General features: G+C 66.7%; 16 protein-coding genes and 1 pseudogene. 7 read left to right on the top strand and 10 right to left on the bottom strand.

Annotation, left to right across the window (positions count from 1 at the left end; genetic code table 11):
- Nucleotides 1–12 precede the first annotated feature (12 nt).
- Together AC3WT0_RS16655 and greB are read left to right on the top strand one after the other, a co-directional pair.
- Nucleotides 13–1980, top strand: a complete 1968-nt coding sequence (locus tag AC3WT0_RS16655) for a lytic transglycosylase domain-containing protein (protein ID WP_492754570.1) — start codon at nt 13–15, stop codon at nt 1978–1980.
- A 4-nt stretch (nt 1981–1984) separates the two neighbouring features.
- Nucleotides 1985–2470, top strand: coding sequence for a transcription elongation factor GreB (gene greB, locus AC3WT0_RS16650; protein WP_492754569.1), 486 nt, complete (start codon nt 1985–1987; stop codon nt 2468–2470).
- Between the two features lie 212 nt (nt 2471–2682).
- On the opposite strand, the gene AC3WT0_RS16645 is transcribed toward greB, so the two are convergent.
- Both AC3WT0_RS16645 and aspS read right to left on the bottom strand, forming a co-directional pair.
- On the bottom strand, nt 2683–3453 hold the full coding sequence (locus AC3WT0_RS16645; protein ID WP_492754568.1) for a polyphosphate kinase 2 family protein: 771 nt from the start codon (nt 3451–3453) through the stop codon (nt 2683–2685).
- Between the two features lie 258 nt (nt 3454–3711).
- Nucleotides 3712–5505 (bottom strand): aspartate--tRNA ligase, encoded by a 1794-nt coding sequence (aspS, locus tag AC3WT0_RS16640; protein ID WP_492754567.1) that lies wholly within the window; start codon nt 5503–5505, stop codon nt 3712–3714.
- Nucleotides 5506–5608: 103 nt separating this feature from the next.
- Here aspS and rnd point away from each other — a divergent pair, with 103 nt between their 5' ends.
- Together rnd and AC3WT0_RS16630 are read left to right on the top strand one after the other, a co-directional pair.
- Nucleotides 5609–6775, top strand: a complete 1167-nt coding sequence (gene rnd, locus AC3WT0_RS16635; RefSeq protein ID WP_492754566.1) for a ribonuclease D — start codon at nt 5609–5611, stop codon at nt 6773–6775.
- 11 nt (nt 6776–6786) lie between these two features.
- A complete protein-coding gene (locus AC3WT0_RS16630) occupies nt 6787–7086 on the top strand; it encodes an I78 family peptidase inhibitor (protein WP_492754565.1) in 300 nt (99 codons plus the stop codon).
- Between the two features lie 7 nt (nt 7087–7093).
- On the opposite strand, the gene AC3WT0_RS16625 is transcribed toward AC3WT0_RS16630, so the two are convergent.
- Genes AC3WT0_RS16625 through AC3WT0_RS16610 form a run of 4 tightly spaced genes read right to left on the bottom strand, consistent with a single transcriptional unit; the run spans nt 7094 to nt 12618 of the window.
- The gene (locus tag AC3WT0_RS16625) at nt 7094–8605 is read right to left on the bottom strand and encodes a Ppx/GppA phosphatase family protein (RefSeq protein ID WP_492754564.1); all 1512 of its coding nucleotides are present in this window, start codon (nt 8603–8605) and stop codon (nt 7094–7096) included.
- Nucleotides 8598–10748, bottom strand: coding sequence for an RNA degradosome polyphosphate kinase (locus AC3WT0_RS16620; RefSeq protein ID WP_492754563.1), 2151 nt, complete (start codon nt 10746–10748; stop codon nt 8598–8600). Before AC3WT0_RS16620 ends, AC3WT0_RS16625 begins: the two co-directional genes overlap by 8 nt.
- The gene (locus AC3WT0_RS16615) at nt 10748–11368 is read right to left on the bottom strand and encodes a P-loop NTPase family protein (protein WP_492754562.1); all 621 of its coding nucleotides are present in this window, start codon (nt 11366–11368) and stop codon (nt 10748–10750) included. The genes AC3WT0_RS16620 and AC3WT0_RS16615 overlap by 1 nt, the downstream gene beginning before the upstream one ends.
- Nucleotides 11365–12618, bottom strand: coding sequence for a heavy-metal-associated domain-containing protein (locus AC3WT0_RS16610; RefSeq protein WP_492754561.1), 1254 nt, complete (start codon nt 12616–12618; stop codon nt 11365–11367). The genes AC3WT0_RS16615 and AC3WT0_RS16610 overlap by 4 nt, the downstream gene beginning before the upstream one ends.
- Before the next feature lie 68 nt (nt 12619–12686).
- Between AC3WT0_RS16610 and purM the strand changes: the two genes are divergently transcribed.
- The 3 genes and pseudogenes from purM (at nt 12687) to AC3WT0_RS16595 (ending at nt 15372) form a co-directional block, all read left to right on the top strand.
- Nucleotides 12687–13781, top strand: coding sequence for a phosphoribosylformylglycinamidine cyclo-ligase (purM, locus tag AC3WT0_RS16605; RefSeq protein WP_492754560.1), 1095 nt, complete (start codon nt 12687–12689; stop codon nt 13779–13781).
- Nucleotides 13771–14722 (top strand): annotated as a pseudogene (gene purN, locus AC3WT0_RS16600) (phosphoribosylglycinamide formyltransferase). Before purM ends, purN begins: the two are co-directional and overlap by 11 nt.
- Nucleotides 14719–15372, top strand: coding sequence for a hypothetical protein (locus tag AC3WT0_RS16595; protein ID WP_492754559.1), 654 nt, complete (start codon nt 14719–14721; stop codon nt 15370–15372). The pseudogene purN and the gene AC3WT0_RS16595 overlap by 4 nt, the downstream one beginning before the upstream one ends.
- A 7-nt stretch (nt 15373–15379) precedes the next feature.
- Here the strand turns inward: AC3WT0_RS16595 and AC3WT0_RS16590 are convergent, their stop codons facing one another.
- From AC3WT0_RS16590 to AC3WT0_RS16575, 4 genes are all read right to left on the bottom strand, one after another.
- A complete protein-coding gene (locus AC3WT0_RS16590) occupies nt 15380–15910 on the bottom strand; it encodes a GNAT family N-acetyltransferase (protein ID WP_492754558.1) in 531 nt (176 codons plus the stop codon).
- Nucleotides 15900–16322, bottom strand: a complete 423-nt coding sequence (ndk, locus tag AC3WT0_RS16585; protein ID WP_492754557.1) for a nucleoside-diphosphate kinase — start codon at nt 16320–16322, stop codon at nt 15900–15902. Before ndk ends, AC3WT0_RS16590 begins: the two co-directional genes overlap by 11 nt.
- 89 nt (nt 16323–16411) lie before the next feature.
- Nucleotides 16412–16852: a DNA polymerase III subunit chi gene (locus AC3WT0_RS16580; protein WP_492754556.1), complete on the bottom strand. Its 441-nt coding sequence runs from the start codon at nt 16850–16852 to the stop codon at nt 16412–16414.
- Nucleotides 16853–16862: 10 nt separating this feature from the next.
- On the bottom strand, nt 16863–18335 hold the full coding sequence (locus AC3WT0_RS16575) for a leucyl aminopeptidase (protein ID WP_492754587.1): 1473 nt from the start codon (nt 18333–18335) through the stop codon (nt 16863–16865).
- Nucleotides 18336–18509: the final 174 nt, after the last annotated feature.

Here is an 18509-nt window from a genome sequence, read left to right as displayed (position 1 = left end):
AGGCTGTCCAGCATGCTCGTTCGTGTTTCATTGATGGCGCTCCTGCTCGCCGCCCCTTCGCCCCCCACGCTCCAGCCCGTCGCCGCGCAGCAGACGATGACGCCGCTGCCCCCGCCCTCACCCCGGATCGCGCAGGCGATCGCCGAGTGGGACCGGCTGCGGCAGAGCGATTCGTTCGCCTTTTCCGACTATGCGACCTTCCTGACCGTGCATCCCGGCTGGCCGGGCGAAGGCGCGATGCGCCGCGCCGCCGAACGCGCGCTCAACCCCGATGTGATGGAACCGCGTCAGGTCGCGGGCTTCTTCGACCGTTTCCCGCCGCTGACGAATGTCGGCCAGGCGCGCTATGCCGACGCGCTCGCCGCCCTCGGCCGCAATGACGAAGCCCAAGCCGCCGCACGCAAGGCGTGGACATCGGGATCGCTTTCCACGCTCGACGAAGGGCGCCTGCTCGCGGCTTTCGGCAGCTATTTCACGCCCGCCGATCAGGACGAGCGGATGGACCGGCTGCTGTGGGCCAATTCGACCACGGCGGCGCAGCGCCAGCTCCAGCTCGTCTCGCTGAACAGGCGCGACCTGTTCGCCGCGCGCCTCGCGATGCGCACGCGCGCGCCCGATGCCGAGATGCTCGTCGCGCAGACGCAGGCCGTGGGGATGAGCGACGCAGGCTATGTCGCCGATCGCGCGCTGTGGCTCCGCGCCACCGGCCGCACCGCCGAGGCGCAGGCCCTGCTCGCCGCGCCGCGCCGGCTGACGACGCGGCCGGCCGATCCCGAGAAATGGTATGAAACCTTGCTGTCCTTCACGCGCGAGGCGCAGGATAGCGGGCAATATCTGACCGCGTGGAACATCGGCCGGCAGGTCGACGATGCGCTGCCCGCCGGCACGATCGTGCGCGACCAGCCCTATGGCGTGCGCGACGATTATACGAGCCTCGTCTGGCGCGCGGGAATGATCGCCTTTGCCGATCTCAACCGTCCCGCCGATGCGATCGGCCTGTTCCAGCGCTATGCCGACGGCGCCAAATCGCCGCAGTCGCGGACCAAGGGCTATTATTGGGCGGGGCGCGCCGCACAGGCCGCCGGGCGCGATCCCCTGCCCTATTTCACCCAGGCCGCCGCCTTCGCCGACCAGTTTTACGGCCAGCTCGCGCTCGAGCGGCTGGGCCGGCCGGTCCCCGCGCCCCCTGCGCTCGCCGCCGAACGGCCGACGCCGGCCGAGCGCCAGGCCTTCCTCAATCGCGAGATCGTTCAGGCCGTGCGCTGGCTGGGCATGAACGGGCGCTGGCAGGATCAGACCCAGTTCGTCCGCACTATTGCGACCAGCGTCGAAAGCCCGACCGAACATGCGCTTGCCGACGATCTGTCGCGCGGGATCGGCCGGCCCGACCTTGCCGTGATGGTCGCGCGCGCGCAGCGCAACGACGGGCGCAGCGATTATGTGCTCGTCGGCTTCCCGCAGGTGCCGGTGCCCCCGGCCAACCAGCCGTCATGGACGATGATCCACGCCATCGCGCGGCAGGAAAGCCAGTTCGATCGCGAGATCGTGAGCCATGCCGGCGCACGCGGGCTGATGCAGCTCATGCCCGCGACCGCGCGCGAGACGGCGGGCAAGATCGGCGTCGGCTTCGACGCGACGGCGCTGACCAAGGACAGCGGCTATAACATCCAGCTCGGCTCGGCGCATTTCCAGCGGCTGCTCGACTATTTCGGGGGCAGCTATCCTCTTGCCGTCGCCGCCTACAATGCCGGCCAGGGCAATGTGAACAAATGGATCAGGGCGAATGGCGACCCGCGCGATTCGTCGGTGGACTGGACATTGTGGATCGAGAAGATCCCCTTTTCCGAGACGCGCAACTATGTGCAGCGCGTGCTGGAAAACGCCGTCGTCTACGACACCCTCAACCCGGGGCGGCAACGGCAGGCGGCCAATGCGCCGCTCTCCTATTATCTCGGCAAGGGCGCGTCGGGCGGGCTGTGAAACTTTGACGCTCGACAGGCCCAATTACATCACCCCCGCCGGCTATGCGGCGATGCGGGCGGAATATGACGCGCTGTTCACGGTCGAACGGCCGCAGCTTGTCGAGACGATCAGCTGGGCGGCGGGCAATGGCGACCGATCGGAGAATGGCGACTATATCTACGGCCGCAAAAGGCTGCGCGAGATCGATCGCACGCTCGATCGCCTGTCGCGCAAGATGAAGGCGGCCAAGATCGTCGATCCCGCCGCCCAGCCCGACAAGAGCCGCATCTTCTTCGGCGCGACCGTGACCATCGCCGACGAGGACGACAGCCATCGCACCGTCACCATCGTCGGCAATGACGAGGCCGATGCAGGCGCCGGCCGCGTCGGATGGGATTCCCCCATCGCACGCGCGCTGCGCGGCGGGCGCGTCGGCGATCTGCGCCGCATCATGCTGCCGGGGGGCGAACGCGAATATGAGGTCATGGGGATCGAATATCCGGCCTGATTCATACCCCGTCATTGCGAGCGCAGCGCGGCAATCCAGCGGCGCGATGCCTGCCATCGTCTGGATTGCTTCGCCGCGCTCGCAATGACGGGTGATGCGGGACAACGGCCAAGGAAACAGCCGTGCTCCTGCGAAAGCAGGAGCCCAGGAGTCCCAATCACCGAACCTCGCCCCACTGGGCTCCTGCCTTCGCAGGAGCACGGCGGCGCTCCCTACCCCAGATTATCCTTCACCAGCCGTTCGAGTTCGGGGTCGCAGGGCGGCGGGCGCATGTCGACGCCTTTTTCGAGGCGTTCGGCGATCAGGTTGAGGGCGGCGATGCGCGCCGCCTTCTTGTTGTTGCCGTCGATCACGTGCCAGGGTGCCCAGCGCGTGTTGGTCTGCTCGAACATGTCGTGCATCGCCTTCAGATAATCGGCGCGGCGGGCGCGATTACGATAATCCTCGGCGCCGGTCTTCCAGCGCTTCCACGGGTCGCCGAAGCGGTGGAGGAATCGCTCGTCCTGTTCCTTCTGGGTGATGTGGACGAACAGCTTGACCAGCGTGGTCCCGTTTTCCTTCTGCTGCGCCTCGAACTCGTTGATCTCGTCATAGCCGCGCTTCCATTCGGCCTCGGTGCAGAAGCCCTCGACGCGCTCGACGAGGACGCGGCCATACCAGCTTCGGTCGAAGACGTTGATCTCGCTGCTGCCCGGAATACGGGTCCAGAAACGCCAGAGGAAATGCTTGTCCTTCTCCTCGGGCGACGGCGCACCGACCGGCCACACCTCGCAATAGCGCGGATCCCATTTGGCGGTGAGGCGCTGGATGATCCCGCCCTTGCCGGCGGCATCCCAGCCCTCGAGCATCACGATCGCGCGACGCTTGTGGACGATATAGGCGACCTGGATGCGCGCCAGTCGTTCCTGCACCTCGGCGAGCGCGACGGCATAGTCGCCGTCATACTTCTCGCCTTTCTCATAATCCCTGAGGTCGATCGCCATCCGCCACTCCGTTCGGCCTGAGCCCGTCGAAGGCCTTCTCTCCCCCCTTTTCGCTAACAAAGCGAAAAGGAAAAGAGGCTTCGATGCCACCGGCCCGAACGGTTTTGGGACAGTTTCGGTGCCACACCCCGTCATTGCGAGGAGGCGAAGCCGACGAAGCAATCCAGCCGCGCGATGCCTGGCATCGTCTGGATTGCTTCGCTACGCTCGCAATGACGAAGAAGCTGTCCCCGCCCGTTGGCGGAAAGCCCCCGCCCTTCACCCCGCCTTGGGCGGCTCGATCACGCGGATGCTGAGCTCGCGAAGCTGCTTGGGCGTCGCGGGCGCCGGGGCCTGCATCATCAGATCCTCGGCCTTCTGCGTCATCGGGAAGACGATGACCTCGCGGATGTTCGGCTCGTCGGCCAGCAGCATGACGATGCGGTCGATACCGGGGGCCGATCCGCCGTGCGGCGGCGCGCCGAACTTGAAGGCATTGATCATGCCCGCGAAATTCGTGTCGACCTGCTCCTTCGTATAGCCGGCGATCTCGAACGCCTTGTACATGATCTCGGGGCGATGGTTGCGGATCGCGCCCGACGACAGCTCGACGCCGTTGCAGACGATGTCATACTGGTAGGCGAGGATATCCAGCGGATCTTTGCTCTCCAGCGCCTCCAGCTCGCCCTGCGGCATCGAGAAGGGATTGTGCGAGAAGTCGATCTTCTTCGCATCCTCGTCATATTCGAACATCGGGAAGTCGACGATCCAGCAGAACTCGAAGCGGTTCCCGTCGATCAGGTCGAGCTGCTCGCCCACGCGGGTGCGGGCGAGGCCGGCCAGCTTGGCCGCCTGCGCTTCCTTGCCCGCCGCAAAGAAGATCCCGTCGTCGGGGCCGAGGCCAAGGCTGTCGGCCAGCGCCGACATCTTGTCCTCACCGTGGTTCTTGGCGATCGGGCCGCCCCATTCCCCGCCCTTGCGTGTGGCGTAGCCAAGGCCGGCAAAGCCCTCCGACTGCGCCCAGGCGTTCATGTCGTCGAAGAATTTGCGGCTCTTCTCGGCGGTGCCCGGCGCGGGGATGGCGCGCACCACGTCGCCGCTCTCGACGATCGAGGCGAAGCGGCCGAAGCCCGATCCGACGAAGTGGCTCGACACGTCCGAGATCAGGATCGGGTTGCGCAGGTCGGGCTTGTCGTTGCCATATTTCAGCATCGATTCGCGATAGGGGATGCGGCGGAACGGCAGGGCGCTGACCGTGCGGCCTTTGCCCTGCCAGTCGGCGAATTCCTCGAACAGGCCGTGAAGCACCGGCTCGATCGCCGCGAACACGTCATCCTGCGTGACATAGCTCATCTCGAAATCGAGCTGGTAGAACTCGCCCGGGCTACGATCGGCGCGCGCATCCTCGTCGCGGAAGCAGGGTGCGATCTGGAAATAGCGATCAAAGCCCGCGACCATCAGCAGCTGCTTGAACATCTGCGGCGCCTGCGGAAGCGCGTAGAACTTGCCCGGATGGACGCGGCTGGGGACGAGATAGTCGCGCGCGCCTTCGGGCGACGAGGCGGTCAGGATCGGCGTCTGGAACTCGGTGAAGCCCTGCTCGATCATCCGGCGGCGGACTGACGCGATCACGTTGGAGCGCAGGACGATATTGTTGTGCAGCCGTTCGCGACGCAGATCGAGATAGCGATAGCGCAGGCGGATATCCTCGGGATATTCGGCCTCGCCCGCGACCGGCATCGGCAGTTCCTGCGCGGCGGACTGGACGGTCACGCTGTCGGCGCGGATCTCGATCGCGCCGGTCGGCAGGTTGGGATTGATCGCCTCGTCGGCGCGCTTCACGACGCGGCCGGTGACGGTGACGACGGACTCGGCGCGCACGCGCTCCAGCACCCTGAAGGCCTCCGAATCGACGTCGGTCACGATCTGGGTCAGGCCGTAATGATCGCGCAGATCGACGAACAGCAGCCCGCCATGGTCGCGCTTGCGGTGGACCCAGCCAGAAAGGCGAACCGTTTCGCCGACATGGGTTTCGCGCAGTTCGGCGCAATTGTGGGTGCGATAGGCGTGCATCTTTTGGCTTCCGGGCTTGGGAAAATCAGTTTTTGTGCGTGCTGGGCGCTACAGACACGGGATGAGTGTTTGTCAAGGCGCAGCGCGGCGCTATGGGCTTTACATGCACATTCATCCGCTTGTCACAGACAGCAAGACTCTCGCCGATCTCTGCGCCCGGCTGGCGCGCTCGCTCTATGTGGCGGTCGATACCGAATTCATGCGCGAGAACAGCTATTGGCCCGATCTCTGCCTGATCCAGATCGCCGACGCCAACGAGGCGGCGGCGATCGATCCCAAGGCGCCCGGCATCGACCTGCAGCCGCTGCTCGATCTGATGGTCGACAATGAGGATGTGCTGAAGGTCTTCCACGCCGGCGGGCAGGATGTGGAAATCGTCTACAACCTAACCGGCAAGACGCCGCACCCGATCTTCGACACGCAGATCGCGGCGATGGCGATCGGCCAGGGCGAGCAGATCGGCTATTCCAACCTGATCGACAGCTGGCTGGGCATCCAGCTCGACAAGGGCGCGCGCTTCACCGACTGGGGCCGCCGCCCGCTCGACAAGCGCCAGATCGACTATGCGATCGGCGACGTGACGCATCTGATCCGCGTCTTTCCGATGATCCTCGAACGGCTGAGGAAGCTCAGCCGCGGCGAATGGATCGACGAGGAGATGGAGCGGCTGGCCGATCCGTCCAACTATCACAACGATCCCGATGAGGCGTGGGAGCGGATCAAGGCGCCGAGCCGCAAGCCCGATACGCTCGGGCGGCTGAAGGCGCTGGGCGCCTGGCGCGAGCGCGAGGCGCAGGGCAAGGACATTCCGCGCGGCCGCATCGTCAAGGACGAGACGCTCGCCGATCTCGCCGCGCATCCGCCGCGCGAGCAGGCCGACTTGTCGCGCGTGCGCGGCCTGTCCGCAAGCTGGGCAAGCAACGATATCGGCGGGCGGCTGATGAAGGCGCTGGCCGAGGCTGAGCCGCTGTCGGCCGCCGAGATGCCGGGGCGCGACGATCGCAAGCCGGGGCTGGGCAAGGACGGCATCCTCGTCGCGGACCTGCTCAAGCTGCTGCTCAAGATCCGGTCGAAGGAAATCAACGTCGCGGCGCGCCTGCTCGCGCGGACCGACGATCTGGAACGGCTGGCGGCGGGCGAACGCGCCAATCTGGCGATCCTCGACGGCTGGCGCTACGAACAGTTCGGCCGCGACGCGCTGGCGCTGGTCGAGGGACGGCTGGCCTTCGGGGTGAAGAACGGCAAATTGCTCATGACGCGCGCCGAATGAGGAGAGTGACGATGAAATCGATTTCACTGATCCCCGCTGCAGCTATTGCCCTCACCGCCTGTGTTTCCCCTGACAAGGTAGCAGAAACCCCTCCCCCGCCGACGGAAGCCAAGTGCGATCTCGGCAGCCTCTCCGATCTCGTCGGCAAGCCCGCGACGCAGGACCTCGCCGCCGACGCGCTGAAGCGCACCGGCGCGCGGAGCATCCGCTGGAAAGCTCCGGGCATGGCGATGACGATGGATTATCGCGCCGACCGGCTGAACATCGCGATCGACGCGAACAACCTCGTCACCGGCTTCGACTGCGGCTGAGCTCGGCTCAGCCGACCAGCTTGGCTTCCAGCCCCATCGCCGTCGCAAGCTGGCGATGCCGGCGCACGACCGCGTCCCCGTAAAGCAGCGTCTCGTCGCCCGAGAGCAGCAGGTCGATCGATCCTTCGCCCAGCGACAGCCGGCTGTGGCGCAGCGGATCGGCGACGCCGCCCGACAGCCGCTGCCCCAGCCGCATCGCCAGCCCCCACTGCACGGCGCGCTGCAAATCGGCAGGCGCGCACAGCCGGTCGAAGCCCGGCAGCGGCAGTGCGCCGCCGCCAAAGCTGCTGAACAGCGCCTGCCCCAGCATGGCGCGCCCGCGCGGATCGATCGCGACCCAGTTTCCATGCACCGCGATCTCCAGCCCGCGCTCGGCCTTGAACTCGGGATTGGCGCGCCATGCGACATCGGCAAGCAGGCAGGCAGCATGACGGATACGGGCATCCGCCGCCTTTTCCCGCGCGAAGACCGGTGCGATCCAGCGATTGAGCAGATCGCCATGCTCGGGGAAACGGCCCGATCGCTCGCCTTCGTCACGGCAGGCCGCGATCAGCGGATCGATCGCCTGCTCCTCGCCCGACAGGGCACCGAACAGCAACCCTTCGCGCAATCCATGCGCCGAGACGACGAGGCCGTTCGGCTTGAGGTGGCGGACCAGCGACGACAGCAAGGCCGCCGCCTCGCCCATCGTCCCGATGCGCCCGCCCGACAGCGAAGGCACCTGCTTCAGCCGGGGCCGGTCGATATGGGCGAGGACGCGGACCAGCCGCTGCGGCGTGCGCGGGTCCATCTGATATTGGTGGATGATCGGCAGCGGATATTCGCTGAGGTGCATATCAAGCCGCGCCAGCGCGCGCCACGATCCGCCGACCATGTAGAAAGGCAGGCCCTGCGCGGCGTCCAGCCACGGCGCAGTCTTGAAATATTGAGCGACGCGGCGATCGAGCGCGCCATGCCCCTTCTTGTGAACGCCCTCGATCCTCAGCACGCCAAGCGGGAAGGAGACGCGATCGAGGATCGCACCCTTCTTCACGCGCACCAGCTCGAGGCTGCCGCCGCCAAGATCCCCCACCACGCCGTCCGCCTCGGGGATCGCCGAGATCACGCCATTGGCCGCCGCCTCCGCCTCTTCCTCGCCCGACAGCAGATCGACCGTCAGTCCCAGCGCCTCGGCGCGCGCGATCAGTTCGCTGCCATTGGAGGCGTCGCGCACGGCCGCAGTGGCGACGGTGCGCGGCTGCCTAACGCCCATGCCGACGCAAAGCTGCCTGAAGCGGCCCAGCGCGGTGGTCGCCATGTCCATCGCCGCAGCATCGATCGCGCCGGTTTCGGCCAGCGAGCGACCGAGACCGGCCATCACCTTCTCGTTGAACATGATCGCGGGCGCGCGCGGCGGCCCGTCATAAACAACGAGGCGAATCGAGTTTGACCCGATATCGATGATCGCGGAACGGCGGGCGGCCGATGCATGCACCGGTTCCGCCTCGCGCTCGAGCTTGCGGAACAGCAGGTTAGCCACGCCGCCGCCGCAGGTGGAGCTTGGGCACGGCATCGCTATGCTCAAGCGCCTGTCCGCGCCCGGAAAGCGACGGATTGGTCATGAAATAGCGGTGGAGGTTGAAGGGCCGGTCGCCCGGCTGATCACGCTCATAGCTGCCGTCGGGATGAAGCTCCCAGCTCTGCTCATTGTCGATCAGATTGGCGACCATCACCTGATCGAGCACCTGATCGTGCACCGTCGGGTTGAGGATCGGCATCATATATTCGACGCGCCGGTCGAAGTTGCGCGGCATCCAGTCGGCCGAGGAAATGAAGACCTTGGCGCCGTCATTGGGCAGTACCCGGCCATTGCCGAATGCCCAGATGCGGCTGTGCTCGAGGAAGCGTCCGACGACCGACTTCACGCGGATATGATCGGACAGCCCCGGCACGCCGGGTCGGAGGCAGCAGATGCCGCGCACGATCAGATCGATCTCCACGCCTGCGGCGCTTGCCGCATAAAGCTTCTCGATGATCGCGGGATCGACCAGCGAGTTCATCTTCGCCCAGATCCCGCCGCGCTTGCCCGCTCGGGCATTATCGATCTCGGTATCGATCAGCGCCGACAGCTTCTCGCGCAATCCGTGCGGCGACATGGTGAGCAATTCAAGATCGCTCGGCTCGACATAGCCGGTGATGTAGTTGAACAGCTGCGCCGCATCGCGCCCGGCGCGCGGATCGGCGGTAAAGAAGCTGAGATCGGTATAGATGCGCGCGGTGATCGGATGATAATTGCCCGTGCCGAAATGGCAGTAGGTGCGATAGCTGCCGCCCTCGCGCCGCACGACCATCGATATCTTGGCGTGCGTCTTCCAGTCGATGAAGCCATAGACCACCTGCACGCCCGCACGTTCGAGTGCCGAGGCCCAGAGCAGGTTCTGCTCCTCATCGAAGCGCGCCTTGAGCTCGACCACCGCCGTCACCGACTTGCCCGCCTCAGCTGCCGCGATCAGCGCGTTGATGACCGCCGACTGCTTGCCCGCACGGTAGAGCGTCTGCTTGATCGCCACCACGTCGGGATCGGCAGCCGCCTGCTTGAGAAAGGCGAGCACGACGTCGAACGTCTCATAAGGATGGTGGACGATGATGTCCTTGCTGCGGATGGCTGCAAAGCAGTCGCCGCCATGCTCGCGGATACGCTCGGGAAAACGCGGCGAGAAGGGCGGGAATTTCAGATCGGGCCGGTCCTCCTCGACAAGCTGCTCGAGGTCGCCGATGCCGAGGAACCCGCCCGTTTCGGTGACGATCGCATCATTGCCGCCTAGCTCGGTATTGACCAGCGTCTCGAGATGATCGGGCATCGCCGTCTCAAGCTCAAGGCGGATCACCCTGCCCCGCCGCCGGCGCTTGATCGCGCTGCGGAAATAGCGAACGAGATCTTCGGCCTCTTCCTCAAGCTCGATGTCGCTGTCGCGGATGATGCGGAAGCAGCCTGAACCCAGCACCTCATATCCGGGGAACAGCAGGTGCTGGAAGCAGCGGATAAGCGTTTCCATCGCGACATAGCGCGCCTGTTCGCCGGGCAGACGGACGAAGCGCTGGAGCGTCGCGGGGAGCATGACCAGTTCCCTGATCTCCTGCCGGTCCGACAGGCGGACGAGATCGAGGATGATCGACAGCCCCTTGTTGGGGATGAAGGGAAAGGGATGCGCGGGATCGAGCGCCTGCGGCGTGAGCACCGGGAATATCTGGTCGCGGAAATGGCTTTCGAGCCAGCTCAGCGCCTCGCCATCCAGCTCGCTGGCGCGCAGCACGAAGATGCCGTTCTCGCGCAGCATCTCGCGCAGGTTGCGCCATTCGGCGCGCTGGGCGGACATCAGCGAATCCGCACTCTCGGCGATCGCGGAAAGCTGCTGGGTGACGGTCAAGCCATCGGGCGAACGCTCCTCGACCTGCTGGAGTTGCTGCCCCTTGAGGCCCGCGACGCGGACCATGAAGAACTCGTCGAGATTGTTGCCCGAGATCGACAGGAAGCGCAGCCGCTCAAGCAGCGGATGCGAGGGATTGCCTGCTTCCTCGAGCACGCGACGGTTGAACGCGAGCCAGCTCAGCTCGCGATTGAAATATCGCGAACCGCCATCGGCGGGGGCATCGCTTTCCATTATCGGTAGGGCGGTTGCCATCAGGCCGAATCCTCTTGTCCGTCGATCAGTCGAAGTTCCGCCAATGTGGCGCGGGCAAGTTTCAACGACAAGCGCGTCCGGCGCGAAAGTGCAGCCTGATCGAGCGCATCGACGACACGGATCAGCCCGACATGGCTGCGCTCGATGCGCGGCATCAGCCAGGGGATAAGGTCGGGCGGCGGCATGAGGTTGCGCTGGACCAGCAGTTTTTCGACGAGCGCGCCGGCAAGCTGATCGTCGGGATCAGCGAGCGCAACCGCCGGCGTCGCGCCGAGGCGCGATCGCAGATCGGGCAGGCGCACGCGCCAGGCAGGCGGCGGTTGATCCGCGATCATCAGCAGCGGCAGGCGCTGCTCCTGCGCGGCGTTCCAGGCGTGAAAAAGCTCTTCCTCGTCGCGGCGATCGGCTTCGTCGATCAATTGACCACCGCTTTTTTTGGCGAAAAGCCGCCCGAGCAAGCTGCGGCCCGACTTGCGCGGACCAGTGAGGATGGTCGCCATCACCGGCCAGGCGCCCCAATGGTCGAGGTGACGGACGACGGCGGCATTGCTGTCGCCGACGATGAAATCCTGCTGGGTCTCGCCGGCTGGCCAGTCGAGCGGCAGGGCGATCTGGCTCATTGCCGGCCAGTCGTGCTCGGGCTTGGCGACGGCGGCGCGGCGGCGCGGCGGATGCGGATCGTGTCCCCGGTGCCCTGCACCTGCCAGCCGCGCGCGGCGAGCGCTGCGCGGAACACGGCGCCATCGCCCTGCACCACCACCTTCATGACGGAAACGCCGCCGAGCGCGAGGCTCGATGTCGCCGCCGACCGTACGCCGGGCACGCCGCGCAGCGCAGTCTCCGCGGCGTCGACCGAAGCCGCGTCCGGCGTGTCGAACTGCACTGTCACCGTCGCAGTGCCTGCTGCGGGTGTGGCACCGACCAGCGCAGTATTCTCCTCGGGGGCCAGCGCAAGGCTGTCCTCCAGCGCCTCGGTATCGACCGGTTCCTCGATCACCAGCGAGGGATCGGGGCGAAGCTGCCCCATCGCCAACGCCTGCGCGTATAACGCATCGATCCGCCGGACGCCTTCGTCGAGCAGCTTGGGCAGCGCATCGGGATTTTCGACGCGCAGCGCAAAGCGGCCGATCAGGCGCTTGTCGGGGCCATGAAACGCCGTAAAGCGCCCGATCACCGGGCCGCCGGGCCACAGTCGCTGAAGCTCGACCTGCGGCACCAGCACATCAGCCGCGCCATAGCCGTCGAGCAGGAAGCGCCACCAGCCGCGGCCAGGGCGCAGCGTCTGCGCATTGTTGAGCAGCAGCGGATCGACGCCGGTGCCCGTCGCGCGGACATAATCGATGCTGCTGTTGCCGGTGCGGAAACGCGCCCAGGCTTCCTGCCAGGGATTGCGCACCTCGAAGCTCTGCGCCGCGCCGCCGCTCCATTCCACCGGGATGACGAGCATCGGGGCCGAGCGCGAGGCCCGCCCGCCGATGCCCAGCACCTCGCCGGTGCGCGCGCGATCGAACAGCACGCCCAGCCGCGCGACATAGCGGTGCGGGCCGATCTGCTCATCCTCGACGACGATACCCGCGACCATGCCGTCGAGCGCCGAATCGGACAGCGCGGGCGCCGCGCCGCCGTGCGTGCGCTGCCACAACATCTGCCAGCCCTTGCGCTGCGCCAGCCGCCAGCCGCCCAGTCGCGCGGCATCGGCGGTGGGGGCCGAAACGTCGACCTCGACCCCGCTCACCTCAAGGCTCGAGGAGCTGTCGATCGGCGGAACACCGCGGTTCGAGCCTTCCAGCTGGGCGCGCACCACCGCACTCAGCCCCGCCAAAAGCGAGAGGGCAACCAGCGGCGGGATCAGTCTGGACAAGCGCGGCATTGCGATCACGGCGCCCTTCTGGCGTGTTGGCGGTGGAAATCCAAGCGCGTTGTGGCTAGGCGGCACAGATGACCGACGACAAGCCCTATACATATGCCCAGGCGGGCGTCTCGATCGCCGCCGGAAACGCGCTGGTGAAGGCGATCGCGCCGCTGGCGAAAGCCACGCGCCGTCCCGGTGCCGATGCCGAGCTTGGTGGCTTCGGCGGATTCTTCGACCTGAAGGCGGCGGGCTATGACGATCCGCTGCTCGTCGCCGCCAACGACGGCGTGGGCACCAAGCTCAAGCTCGCGATCGAGCACGACCGGCACGACGGCGTCGGCATCGACCTTGTCGCGATGTGCGCCAACGATCTGATCGTGCAGGGCGCGGAGCCGCTGTTCTTCCTCGATTATTATGCGACCGGGAAGCTGGAGGCCGGCGTTGCCGAGCGCGTGATCGCCGGCATCGCCGAGGGCTGCCGAATCGCCGGCTGCGCACTGATCGGCGGCGAGACGGCCGAGATGCCCGGCATGTATGCGGCGGGCGATTATGATCTTGCCGGCTTCTGCGTCGGCGCGGTCGAACGATCGCAGGCGCTGACCGGCAACCGGGTGAAGGCGGGCGACGCGATTCTGGGCCTCGCTTCGTCGGGCGTGCACAGCAACGGCTTCTCGCTCGTTCGCCGCCTCGCCGCCGACAAGGGCTGGAAGCTCGATCGCCCGGCCCCCTTCGATATCGAGACGCTGCTGATCGACGCGCTGATGGCGCCGACGCGAATCTATGTGAAGTCGCTCCTCCCCCTCGTCCGCGCGGGCAAGGTCGCGGCGATGGCGCATATCACGGGCGGCGGCCTGCTCGAGAATATCCCGCGCGTCCTGCCCGAAGGGCTTCATGCGCATATCGATGCCGATGCGTGGCCGCAGCCGCGGCTGATGGCCTTCCTGCAGGCGCAGGGCGCGATCGAGCCCGAGGAAATGGCCCGCACCTTCAATTGCGGGATCGGCATGGCGATCGTCGTCGCCGAAGGCGATGTCGCCGCTGTCAGCGCCGCGCTGACCGCGGCGGGCGAGACGGTGTTCGACATCGGCCGCATCGATACGGGCACACGCGGCTGCACCGTTGCGGGCGGCGCCGAGACGTGGAGCGCGCGCGCCGCATGGTCGGCGACGCATGACGCCTGATCGCGCCAGGGTCGGCGTTCTCATTTCCGGGCGTGGGTCCAATATGATCGCGCTCGTCGAGGCGGCGCGCGATCCGGCCTGCCCTTATGAGATCGTCTTCGTCGGATCGAACGATCCCGAAGCGGCCGGGCTGCAGGCGGCCGAAGCGATGGGCATCGCGACCTGGGCGCACAGCCACGTCGGCCTGAAGCGCGCCGAGTTCGACTCCCTCGTCGATGCGGCGCTGCGCGAGGCCGGCGTCTCCTTCGTCGCGCTGGCCGGCTATATGCGCCTGCTATCGCCAGGATTCGTCGAGAAATGGGCGGGCCGGATGATCAATATCCACCCCTCGCTCCTTCCCAAATATAAGGGTCTCGACACCCATGCACGCGCGATCGAGGCGGGCGATGCGGTCCACGGCGTATCGGTGCACGAAGTGACGGCGGAGCTGGACGACGGCCCCATGCTGGCGCAGGCCGAGGTTCCGGTTCTTGCGGGAGACACGCCGGAAAGCCTTGCCGCGCGCGTGCTGATCGAGGAACATAGGCTGTACCCGAGGGCGCTTGGGGAGTTCGTGTCGCGTGCTCAGTTCCGATCCTGAAGCGACACTCGAGCGCGTCCGTGCCATCGCGCGGGCGCTGCCCGACTCCGCCGAGCGGCTTTCGCACGGTTCGCCGGGCTTCCACATCGTGAAGGGCAAGTTCTTCGCCTATCTGTGGCATGATCATCATGGCGACGGCGAAACGGCGGTGATGGTGAAGACGTCCGGGCTTGAGGAACAGGCTATGCTGGTCGAGGCCGATCCCGATTTCTATTATGTGCCGCCCTATCTCGGCCCCGCCGGCTGGGTGGCCATGCGCGTCGGCGCGGCGGAGACCGATTGGGACCGCATCGGCGATCGCATCGCGCAGAGCTGGGAACTGGTCGCGCCCGCGCGACTGCTGGAGGCAGGCGGACGATGAGCGACGGACCGGCGCCCGAGCCGCAGGCGCACAAGGAACAGGCGGCCGAAGCGGCGGCGATCCGGCGGCGCTGGATCACGCTGGGCGAGGTTCTGGGCGTGGTCGCTGTGATCATCTCGGCGCTGACGCTGTGGAACAACTATGCCGACCGCACCGCCCAGCGCGCCGACAAGCAGCATGACGAGCAGGCCGCCGACGCGAAGGCCGCGACGCTCGCTCTGAAGGCCAGCATAATTCGCGGCGGCAAGGCGCTGACGCTCAGCCCGGTGAAGGGCGATCAGGTGATCCAGGGCCAGAATATCGCCTTCCCGACGCCGCTCGATGTGCGCTCCGTCGAAACGGCGGGCGACGCGCGCATCGATTCCGCATGGTTCGACGACCGGCTGAAGAAGGCGCGCGCCGACGCCGGAATGAACGAGAAAACGCGCGGCGACGCTCGCCTTCCCGTCGCGATCACCACGCGCTATCTGGTCGATGGCGCCCCGCACAGCGACGTCGCCATCTACGACATCGGCTATGTACTCGACGGCAAGATGTTCGGCGGGGCCACGATCCGCCTGCGCGGCCTGTCGCTGATCGAGCATGTCGACGAGGACGACGCGCGCAAGAAGATCGATGCGCGCTGGAAAGCGATTTCATCAGCGAAGTGAGGCTAGCCTAAAGCGTCAGTGCCAGTACGAAATCCTCGAACGTCTCATCGCCGACGCGGAAGGCGCGCTCGCCGATAATGGCGGTGCCCTGGCGCCGATAGAAGGCGATCGCCTTTTCATTCTGCTTGGCGACGCCGATCAGCAGGCGCTTTTTGCTCCACGCACGCGCCTCGTCGGCGACCGCCGCGAACAGGCGCGCGCCGGTGCCGCCACCCTGATAGCGCGACAGGAGGTAAATGCGACGAAGCTCGGCATCGTCGGGGCCGGTCTCGACCGGCAAGTCGGGCGGGGTGAGCAGCGCGAAGCCGATAGCTGCGCCGCGATCCGCCTCGGCAACCCACAAGGCGCATTCGGGATTGGCGAGGAAGGCGGCATAGCTCGCCGCGTCGTGGCGATCGCGGACATGCGCGACGATGTCGTCGCCCGCGATCATCCATGCATAGGTTTCGAGGAAAGTGGCGGCGCCGACCAGAGCCAGCGCCGCCGCATCCTGCGGGCCGCAGCGGCGGATGCCGCGCGGCGTAGGATCAGCCGACAATTTCTTCCGGCTTGAAGAAGTAGGCGATCTCGATCGCCGCATTTTCTTCGCTGTCCGAACCGTGGACGCTGTTCGCCTCGATCGATTCGGCCAGTTCCTTGCGGATCGTGCCCGGCTCGGCATTGGCCGGGTTGGTCGCGCCCATGATGTCGCGGTTGCGCTGCACGGCGTTCTCGCCCTCGAGCACCTGCACGACGACGGGGCCCGAGATCATGAAGCTGACCAGATCGTTGAAGAAGGGGCGTTCCTTGTGGACCGCGTAGAAGCCCTCGGCCTGATCCTTGGTCATCTGGATGCGCTTCGAGGCGACGACGCGCAGGCCGGCCTCCTCAAGCATCTTGGTGACGGCGCCGGTCAGGTTGCGACGCGTGGCGTCGGGCTTGATGATCGAAAAGGTGCGAGTCGCGGCCATGGCCGTTGGGCTCCATGTCTGGTTGAGTGTGGATTAGGGAAAAGTGGCGCTCCCCTAGTCGCTCGGGCGCGCTTCCGCAAGCGCAGGCTTCAGGCGACCTGGCTCCAGCGGCCCGATTCGTCCTGCTTCCAGTAGCGGCGCTCGATCCCGTCGCGATCGGCAAGCGACCGCCACGCCGCGCGCGCCGCCTCGATCCCCTCATCGTCGAAGAAGTGGAAGGCGCGATCGAAGCCGGTCGCCTCCTCACGCCACAGGCCGTCGACCAGCGCGATGTTGCGCGCAGCGTTGAGCGGCACGGGATCGGGCGCGATCAACACCAGCTGATCGGGCTCGTCGCCCCCGCCGGCCTGGCCGTGCGGCAGAAAGCTGTCGGCCGCGTATGACCAGAGCGTGCGATCGAGCGCGTCGCGCTGCGCCGCGTCGGCAGCGACCACCAGCAGGCGGCCGCCACCCTCGACCACGCGTTCGGCGATGCGTGGCAGCACCGCCTCGATCGGGCGGGCGGTCAGGTGGTAGAAATCGACCTGCACCGTCCGGAGCTCACTTCTCGAAATTATCGGCGACGAAACGATCGAGCAGGCGCACGCCGAAACCGGTCGCGCCCTTGCCCCAGACCGCGCCGGGCTTGTCGGCCCAGACCATGCCGGCGATGTCGAGATGCGCCCAGCGCACGCCGTCGTCGATATAGCGCTTCAGAAACTGCGCCGCGGTGATCGAGCCGGCGCCGCGCGGACCGACATTCTTCATATCGGCGATCGGGCTGTCGATCAGCTTGTTATAGGCGTCGGAGAGCGGGAAGCGCCACAGCGGATCGCCCGCCGCCTTGCCCGCCGCAAGCAGCTCGTCGGCCAGCGAATCGTCGTTCGAGAACAGCCCGCCATGCTCGCTGCCGACGCTGATGATCATCGCGCCGGTCAGCGTCGCGAGGTCGACGATCGTCTTGGGCGCATAGTTCTGCTGCACCCAGGTGAGGGCGTCGCACAGCACGAGCCGCCCCTCGGCATCGGTGTTGATGACCTCGATCGTCTGGCCGGACATCGAGGTGACGACGTCACCGGGGCGCTGCGCGTTACCATCGGGCATATTCTCGACAAGGCCGCAGACGCCGACGACATGCGCCTTCGCCTTGCGCAGCGCGAGCGCCTTGATCGTGCCCGCAACCGCACCGGCGCCGCCCATGTCCCATTTCATGTCTTCCATGCCGGCGGCCGGCTTGATCGAGATGCCACCGGTATCGAAAGTCACGCCCTTGCCGACGAAGGCCACCGGGGTCTTCTCGGCACCGCCGGTGCCGTCCCAGCGCAGCACGAGCAGGCGCGGCGCACGACGCGAGCCCTGCGCGACGCCAAGCAGCGCGCCCATGCCGAGCTTGCGCATCGCCGGCTCGTCGAGAACCTCAATCTCCACGCCCAGTTCGCGCAGGTGGAGGCAGCGTTCGACGAAGCTTTCCGGATAGATGATGTTGGACGGCTCGGTGACCAGCTCGCGCGTGAAGGCGACGCCATCGGCCACAGCCTTGGCGATTTCCCACGCTGCTTCGCTGCCCTCGGGCGCGCCGACGATCACGAGCTCGTCGAGCGTCGGCTTCGCCTTGGCGGGCAGCTTGGTGCGATAGACGTCGTAACGCCAGCCCCGCAGCACCAGGCCGGTTGCGAGCGAGGCTACGCTCTCGGCGGTCAGCGTCGCGCCCGTCAGATCGACGACCAGCTTCTCGGTGCCCGAGGTCAGCAGGCGCGCGGTCAGCGCCGCACCGACGCGCTCGAGGTCACGGATCGAGCCCGCGCCCGCGCCTGCCACCAGCAGGCGGCGCGACTCACCGCCGACGCGCGCAAAAAGCTCGGCGATCGCACCGGCTTCGCCCTCGAAGCGCGCGGCCTTGACCGCCGTCGCCAGCAGCCCTTCATCCTGCGGATCGAGCCCGGAAACCTTGGGCGGCTGCGCGCCCCCGCTCGGCGACAGGATGGCGAGATCGAAGGCGCCTTCGGGGCGCGCGGCGGCGAAGCTCAAACGCATCATTCTTCCTTACTTGTTCTTTTTCGCCCTTGGGCATGTGGCGACCATGTAGGACAGCATGGCGCGAAATTGAACCGCTGTATCCCAAGAGATTGCGGGCCGCCCTTTCCGGTGCGATAGGCGGCGTTTCAGACGCCGTCGAAGACGGTCAAAGGGGTTGGTGTGTCGAGCAGT

Source organism: Sphingomonas sp. EU05-FHT14C10 (assembly GCF_058790595.1).
Note: the sequence above shows the minus strand (reverse complement) of the source record. Positions and strands in the feature narration are given on the sequence as shown.

Bases quoted from the DNA above. Each gene is read 5' to 3' on its own strand.
- AC3WT0_RS16610 (WP_492754561.1), bottom strand. From the start codon at position 12,618: ATGCCGCGCTTGTCCAGACTGATCCCGCCGCTGGTTGCCCTCTCGCTT.
- AC3WT0_RS16620 (WP_492754563.1), bottom strand. From the start codon at position 10,748: ATGGCAACCGCCCTACCGATAATGGAAAGCGATGCCCCCGCCGATGGC.
- AC3WT0_RS16645 (WP_492754568.1), bottom strand. From the start codon at position 3,453: ATGGCGATCGACCTCAGGGATTATGAGAAAGGCGAGAAGTATGACGGC.
- AC3WT0_RS16655 (WP_492754570.1), top strand. From the start codon at position 13: ATGCTCGTTCGTGTTTCATTGATGGCGCTCCTGCTCGCCGCCCCTTCG.
- ndk (WP_492754557.1), bottom strand. From the start codon at position 16,322: ATGGCCGCGACTCGCACCTTTTCGATCATCAAGCCCGACGCCACGCGT.
- AC3WT0_RS16595 (WP_492754559.1), top strand. From the start codon at position 14,719: ATGAGCGACGGACCGGCGCCCGAGCCGCAGGCGCACAAGGAACAGGCG.
- AC3WT0_RS16615 (WP_492754562.1), bottom strand. From the start codon at position 11,368: ATGAGCCAGATCGCCCTGCCGCTCGACTGGCCAGCCGGCGAGACCCAG.
- purM (WP_492754560.1), top strand. From the start codon at position 12,687: ATGACCGACGACAAGCCCTATACATATGCCCAGGCGGGCGTCTCGATC.
- AC3WT0_RS16575 (WP_492754587.1), bottom strand. From the start codon at position 18,335: ATGCGTTTGAGCTTCGCCGCCGCGCGCCCCGAAGGCGCCTTCGATCTC.
- AC3WT0_RS16630 (WP_492754565.1), top strand. From the start codon at position 6,787: ATGAAATCGATTTCACTGATCCCCGCTGCAGCTATTGCCCTCACCGCC.
- rnd (WP_492754566.1), top strand. From the start codon at position 5,609: ATGCACATTCATCCGCTTGTCACAGACAGCAAGACTCTCGCCGATCTC.
- aspS (WP_492754567.1), bottom strand. From the start codon at position 5,505: ATGCACGCCTATCGCACCCACAATTGCGCCGAACTGCGCGAAACCCAT.